This is a genomic window from Gordonia sp. VNK21, from assembly GCF_046098115.1.
Lineage (GTDB): Bacteria > Actinomycetota > Actinomycetes > Mycobacteriales > Mycobacteriaceae > Gordonia.
Genome location: NZ_JBJURU010000025.1, coordinates 1 through 6,306 on the forward strand (window position 1 = coordinate 1; position 6,306 = coordinate 6,306).

5 protein-coding genes are annotated in these 6,306 nt (G+C 69.2%); 1 reads left to right on the top strand and 4 read right to left on the bottom strand.

Going from position 1 to position 6,306, the window contains the following annotated elements; translation table 11 throughout:
- A partial coding sequence (locus ACJMNC_RS17735) for a hypothetical protein (protein WP_408949280.1) occupies positions 1–369 on the top strand: 369 nt, incomplete at its 5' end.
- Positions 370–432: 63 nt separating this feature from the next.
- On the opposite strand, the gene tyrS is transcribed toward ACJMNC_RS17735, so the two are convergent.
- The 4 genes from tyrS to argH form a co-directional block, all read right to left on the bottom strand.
- Positions 433–1,752, bottom strand: coding sequence for a tyrosine--tRNA ligase (tyrS, locus tag ACJMNC_RS17740; protein WP_408949281.1), 1,320 nt, complete (start codon positions 1,750–1,752; stop codon positions 433–435).
- The gene (locus ACJMNC_RS17745; RefSeq protein WP_408949282.1) at positions 1,749–1,973 is read right to left on the bottom strand and encodes a Trm112 family protein; all 225 of its coding nucleotides are present in this window, start codon (positions 1,971–1,973) and stop codon (positions 1,749–1,751) included. Before ACJMNC_RS17745 ends, tyrS begins: the two co-directional genes overlap by 4 nt.
- 67 nt (positions 1,974–2,040) lie before the next feature.
- Positions 2,041–5,010 (bottom strand): AMP-binding protein, encoded by a 2,970-nt coding sequence (locus ACJMNC_RS17750; protein ID WP_408949283.1) that lies wholly within the window; start codon positions 5,008–5,010, stop codon positions 2,041–2,043.
- An 81-nt stretch (positions 5,011–5,091) separates the two neighbouring features.
- On the bottom strand, positions 5,092–6,306 hold a 1,215-nt coding region (argH, locus tag ACJMNC_RS17755; protein WP_408949284.1), incomplete at its 5' end, for an argininosuccinate lyase.

The following is a 6,306-nucleotide window of genomic DNA, read 5'->3' on the forward strand; positions in this document are numbered from 1 at the left end:
TCAAAACCCCCACCACCAACCCCACACAAGGGCCGGCAACAGAAGATTTCAACACAACGATCAGAGAACAAAAACCTGACCAAAAAACAATCCAAAAAAAGAATTGACTGGCAAAAAAACAATCAAAAAATCATTCCCTGTACCAGCCAAAAAATGCGGCACAAGAAAATCCATCACACACTATCGAGTTCTCAAAGAACACACACCCACCAACACCACCCCACCACAAAAATGGAGCGAACTTCAGTGAACATCATGTTTCGCAGCCCGTTTCGGGGCAACTTCTCCAGAGTAACACTGGAGCGGGGCGGCTGGCAATCTGCGGTGGTCGGGGCCTTGCGGCCCTGGCTCGCTGCCAGCCCTGATTAAGTTACTAGACGATGGCGGCAATGCCAAATCGCCAGGTCAACGGCTGTTTCGTTGCCGCTGCGCTCAACCGATGCGGGCGCCGGCGAAGGTCTTCTTGCCGCGGCGCAGCACCAGCCACCGGCCGTGCAGCAGATCCGCCGGATCCACCGACCACTCCGGATCGGTGATCTTGACGTTGTTCACGTACGCACCGCCTTCGTCGACGGCCCGCCGCGCGGCCTTGTTGCCGGCCGTCAGACCCGAGTCGACGAGCAGTTCGACGATCGTGGGAGCGGCACCGGCCGGGTACTGCGCGACCCCGGTCTCGCTGAGCGCCGCCGACAGCGTGCCCTCGTCGAGACCGTCGAGCTCGGCGCGGCCGAAGAGCGCCTGGCTGGCGAGTTCGGCGGCAGCGGTGTGCTCGCTGCCGTGGATGAGGGTGGTCATCTCGGCTGCGAGCCGGCGCTGCGCGAGCCGCAGGTGCGGCTTCTCGGCGGTGGCCTGCTCGAGTTCGGCGATCTCCTCACGCCCCAGGAAGGTGAACCACTTGAGGTAGCGCACCACGTCCGCGTCCGCCGTGTTCACGAAGTACTGGTACCAGGAGTACGGGCTGGTCAGCTCGGGATCGAGCCAGAGACTGCCGCCGCCGGTGGATTTGCCGAACTTCGTGCCGTCGGAGGCGGTGACCAGCGGAACGGTGAGCGCGTGCACGGCGTCGCCGTCGATCTTGCGGATCAGGTCCACCCCGCCGACGATGTTGCCCCACTGATCCGAGCCGCCGATCTGCAGCGCGCAGCCGTAGCGGCGGTGCAGCTGGAGGTAGTCGTTGGACTGCAGCAGCAGGTAGCTGAATTCGGTGTAGCTGATGCCGTCGGATTCGAGGCGGCGCTTGACCGTCTCGCGGGCCAGCATGACGTTGACCGAGAAGTGCTTGCCGATGTCACGCAGGAAGTCGACCACCGACAGCGGCCCGGTCCAGTCCATGTTGTTGACCAGGACCGCACCGGTGCCGGAGTCGGCGGCCGAGGTGCCGGCCTGGCCGGCCTCGCCTGGATCGAGGTCGACGAACCGGCTGAGCTGGCCGACGATGTTCTCGGCCCATCCGGCCACCGTGTCGGCGGCGTTCATGCTGCGCTCCCCCACGTCGCGGGGATCGCCGATCAGGCCGGTGGCGCCACCGGCCAGCACCACCGGGCGATGTCCGGCCTGCTGGAAGCGCCGCAGCGTGAGCAGCGGCACCAGGTGGCCGGCGTGCAGGCTCGACGCCGTCGGGTCGAATCCGGCGTACAGCGAGATCGGCTCGGACAGCAGCTCGCGGAGCGCGTCGAGGTCGGTGGTCTGCGCGATCAGCCCGCGCCAGGACAGTTCGTCGAGGATGTCGGTGGTCTGCACGGGAGGAGTCACAGGCCCTTCTCGTCGCCGACCAGCAACCGATGCTCGTCCTCGCCCACGGCGCGCGCGTCGTCGATCAGCATGTTCGGGATGCCCAGTTCGTCGATCGCGTAGGCCACCCGCAGCCGCGGGTTGTACAGCTCGTCGCCCGCGTCGATGAGCTCCCCCAGATCCTGGGGGCAGACCAGCCGGTCACGCACGATGGGGTCGAGCGCCTTGGCCCGTGACGTCATCGAAGAACTCCTTAAGTTCCGCCTCGCCGGACGAGGCTGCACTGGGAAGAAGAATGCAGGCACCAGGCTACTCGGCCGCCGATGAACCGCTCCACTCGATGTTCGCCGCCGCACTCCGGGTGTACCGGCGGTACCGTCCCTGCTCATCGCGGTACCAGATGCCCGGCCCGGGTCGGGGGACCCCGCGGCGAGCGAAGCCGGCCGCCAGCGGACGGTAGGACTCGCTGACCGGGACCTCGTCGACCACCTGGATCAGGTGCGGACGCTCGTCGGCGGGCAGTTCGCCCAGACCCACCCGCAGCTGGGTGGGCGTGACCGACGCCGTGCCCTCGCGCAGGCTGATCACCGCGACGGCGAGCTGCCGCCCGAACTCGCCGGTGCCGTAGACGACCACCTGGTCCACCCCCGGCACCGCCGAGAGGGCTTCGCTGATCGGCTCCGGGTAGATCAGGCCGCGCGCGCTGTGGATCACCTGGGCCACCGAGCCCATGAACCACAGGTCGCCCTCGGCGTCGGCCCGGAACAGCAGGTCCGAGACCTCCCAGCGGTCGTGCGGCCGGAACACTCCGCGCAGGACCAGGTTGGTCGACGAGAAGCGCTGGCCGGCGTGCGCGAGCAGCATGCCCACCTCGCCGGGCGCGGTCTCGCGCACCAGCCCGGTGTGCTCGTCGATCTCGAGGCGCCCGGTGATCGGGTCGAAGGCGGCGATCGCGACGGGATTGGTGTCCGGCAGCGGGCGGCCCATCGACCCGGGCTTGGTGCCGGCGACGTTGGCCAGGATCGCCGAGCCGTCGGCGGTGGCGAAGAACTCGAGCACCTTGGCCTTGGGCAGCCGCTCCTCGATCTCGTTCCACAGGCCCACCGGCAGGCCCGAGCCCATGAACAGCCGGACCGTGGACACATGCGCCGGGTCGAAGCCGGGATCGTGCAGCACCTCGCGCAGCATGCTCCAGGTGTAGGAGACGACGGTGACGCCGTAGCGGCGGACCTCGGTCTGGAACCGGCCGGCGTCGACGCCGGTGGACAGCGCGATCCGGGACCGGCCGGCGACGGTCGCGCCCAGGCTGGTGAGCAGCCCGGAGGCATGGTGCAGCGGGGGCAGGCAGTAGACGGTGTCGTGGTCGGACAGGCCGGCCGCAGCGGCCGCACCGAACGCCGACATGGCGAACCGGTGGTTGGTGATCGCCCACGCGGTGAGCCGGCCCTGGACACGGGTGAACAGGACGAAGGCCAGGTCGCCGGCCACGCCCGGATCGGGCCGGTACCAGACCGGCAGCCGCACCTGCTCCGGATCGATCTGCTCCATGTCGACCACGGTCTCGCCGTCGGCCGCGTCGATCACCCGGGTCTCACCGCTGCCGCCGCCGAGCACCAGCACCCGCTCGCTGACGGCGGCGGCCGTCGCCAGATGGTCGGGGTCGGAGACCACGGTGTCGGCGTGTGAGAGCGCCATCATCTCCGGCAGGTCGTCGGCGGTGGAGAGCATCACCGCCACCGCGCCGAGACGCGACAGTGCGGCGATCACCACCAGCGCACTCGGCCGCGGATGCATCATGACGCCGATGTGCTCACCGGGGCGGACACCGCATTCGATGAGGCCGGCCACCACGTTGTCGACGCGGGTGTTGACCTGTTCGTGGGTGAGCACGCGGCTGCCGAAGAGGAAGAGCTCAGCGTGCGGTGTGCGCTTGTTGTTCTCGGTCATCAGCCGGCCGAGCGAGATCCGGGTGGACTGGTGGATCTGGCCCAGCCGGAACAGGCGGGGCATGGCGCGCACCGACTCGGCGGCCACCGCGCGGGCGGTGCGCTGGACTGAACCCACGCCGTCGGCCAACTCGCGGGTGACCGCGGTGCCCGCGCCGGCCATCTGGCCCACGCCGTAGGTGAGCCGGCTGGTCCAGCTGATGCCGCTGCCGGCGCCGTCGTCGTCGATCATCGGTCTGATGTCCTCGGGCAGTTCGCCGAGGCCCTCGCGCCAGAGAATCCAGGCGGCGGTGTCCGGCCAGGTGACGGCGCCGGAGGTGGAGCCGACGACCAGACCGAAGTGGCCGGCCTGCAGGGTCCGCTCGTAGACCTCGGCGTCCGGGGCGGCACGTTTGATGCCGCGCACCGCCAGCGGCTGCCCGATGTCGTCGGTCTCACCGACGAAGGCCAGCACCGGGCAGTCGATGTCGGTGAGCGAGACCACCTCGTCATCGATGACGAAGCCGCCGGACATCATCCGGTTGTGCACCACGAACTGGCGGAGCAGTTCGGCGATCGCCGGACCCGACCAGGCCACCCAGCCCTCGCGTTCGAGGAAGCGGCGCTGGTCCTCACGCGGGAGCAGGGCGTCGCGGTCGTGGAGTTTGCGCAGGAAGTCGATGCGGCTGCGGGCGGTCTTGACCGGGTCGAACATCTGGAAGCCGGTGCGGGCGAGCCAGCTGGGGATCCACAGCCGGTTGAAGATCCGGTCGGCCACCACCTCGACGCCCGGGAAGACCAGGGCCGGCGACATCCCGAACGGCAGCGCGGCGGTGACGTCCACCGGGCTGCCGAATGTGGTCACCGAGGCGATGCCCTTGCCGCGCCGGTAGGCCGCCACCTGATAGACGAACATCCCGCCCTGCGAGTAGCCGGCCAGGTGCACGTCCTTGCCCACGACCCGGGTGACGAAGTCGATGACCCGGTTCAGCGCCAGGATGTGGTCGGTGAGGGTGCGCTCCATGCCGCCCTCCTCGTGGTCCGGCGAGCCGAAGTCCACCACCCACGGGATGATGCGGTGCCGGTGCAGGATGGAGACCGCGCCGTTGTCCTCGGTGACGTCGTAGACATTGGCCGAGACCATCATCGGGTGCACCAGGATGACGTTGGGGCAGCCCTCCCCCGGATCGTCGGGGAAGTACCGGCGCAGCCGGAACATCTTCTCGGTCTCGACGACCTTGTACGGCGCCGGCTCGGTGCCCGTCTCCAGGCCGCCCATCCGGAGCACTTCCAGACCGTTCTGCGCCGTCGCGACTATCCGGCCGACCGCCCCTGACACGTTGGGCAACCCCATGCTGAGCACCTTTCTCCCCTGACCCGCTCGCCGTTTCGACTGCGATGCAGGTCACACCTTAGCTGTTGGTCGAACGGCGCGTCAGCGGGCCCCGCGCGAGATGCCCAGATCACCGGCGAGCCGCACGATCGTCGCGCCCGCGACATCGATCTGGCGCTGGACCTGAACCGAGGCGGTCCCGCCGAGCGCATTGCGCGATTCGATGGATCCGGTCACCGTCAGCACCTCGCGCACCTGCGGGGTCAGCGCCGGATTGATCGAGGCGAAGGTCTCGTCGTCGAGTTGGTCCAGGCCCACCCCGCGACTCTCCGCCTCGCGGACGCACGCCCCGGCCACCTCGTGCGCCACCCGGAACGGAACCCCCTGGCGCACCAGCCATTCGGCGATGTCGGTGGCGAGGGTGAAGCCCGCGGGCGCCAGCTCGGCCATCCGCTCGGGGTGGAAGGTGAGGGTGCTGACCAGTCCCACCACGGCCGGCAGCAGCAGTTCGAGCTGGGCCACCGAATCGAAGACCGGTTCCTTGTCCTCCTGCAGGTCCCGGTTGTAGGCGAGCGGCTGCGCCTTGAGGGTGGCCATCAGGCCGGTGAGATTGCCGATCAGCCGGCCGGACTTGCCGCGCGCGAGTTCGGCGACGTCCGGGTTCTTCTTCTGCGGCATGATCGAGCTGCCGGTGGACCAGGCGTCGGCCAGGGTCACGTAGCCGAATTCCGGCGTCGACCAGAGGATCACGTCCTCCCCCAGCCGGGACAGGTCCACGCCGATCATGGCCAGCACGAAGGCCGCCTCGGCGGCGAAGTCGCGGGACGAGGTGGCATCGATCGAGTTGTCGGCGGCCTGGTCGAAGCCCAGGTCGGCGGCGATCGCGGCCGGATCGAGCCCCAGCGACGAACCGGCCAGCGCACCGGAACCGTACGGGGAGACTGCGATCCGCCGGTCGGCGTCGACGATCCGGGCCACATCGCGCAGCAGCGGCTGGGCGTGGGCGAGCAGGGTGTGCCCGAGCAGCACGGGCTGGGCGGCCTGCAGGTGCGTCTTGCCGGGCATCACCACCCCCGGGTGCGCGGCGGCCTGATCGACCAGAGCCTGCGCCAGGTCGAGCAGTCCCCCGGCCACCCGGCGCAGCGCATCGCGCAGCCACATCCGGAAGAGGGTGGCGACCTGGTCGTTGCGCGACCGTCCGGCCCGCAGCCGGCCACCGAGTTCGGCGCCGGCCCGTTCGATGAGTCCGCGTTCGAGGGCGCCGTGCACGTCCTCGTCGCTCTCGGCGGCCACGAAGGTGCCGTCGGCCACGTCCCG

Excerpts from the sequence above, each read along its gene's own strand:
- ACJMNC_RS17745 (WP_408949282.1), bottom strand. The coding sequence starts at position 1,973 with ATGACGTCACGGGCCAAGGCGCTCGACCCCATCGTGCGTGACCGGCTG.
- ACJMNC_RS17750 (WP_408949283.1), bottom strand. The coding sequence starts at position 5,010 with ATGGGGTTGCCCAACGTGTCAGGGGCGGTCGGCCGGATAGTCGCGACG.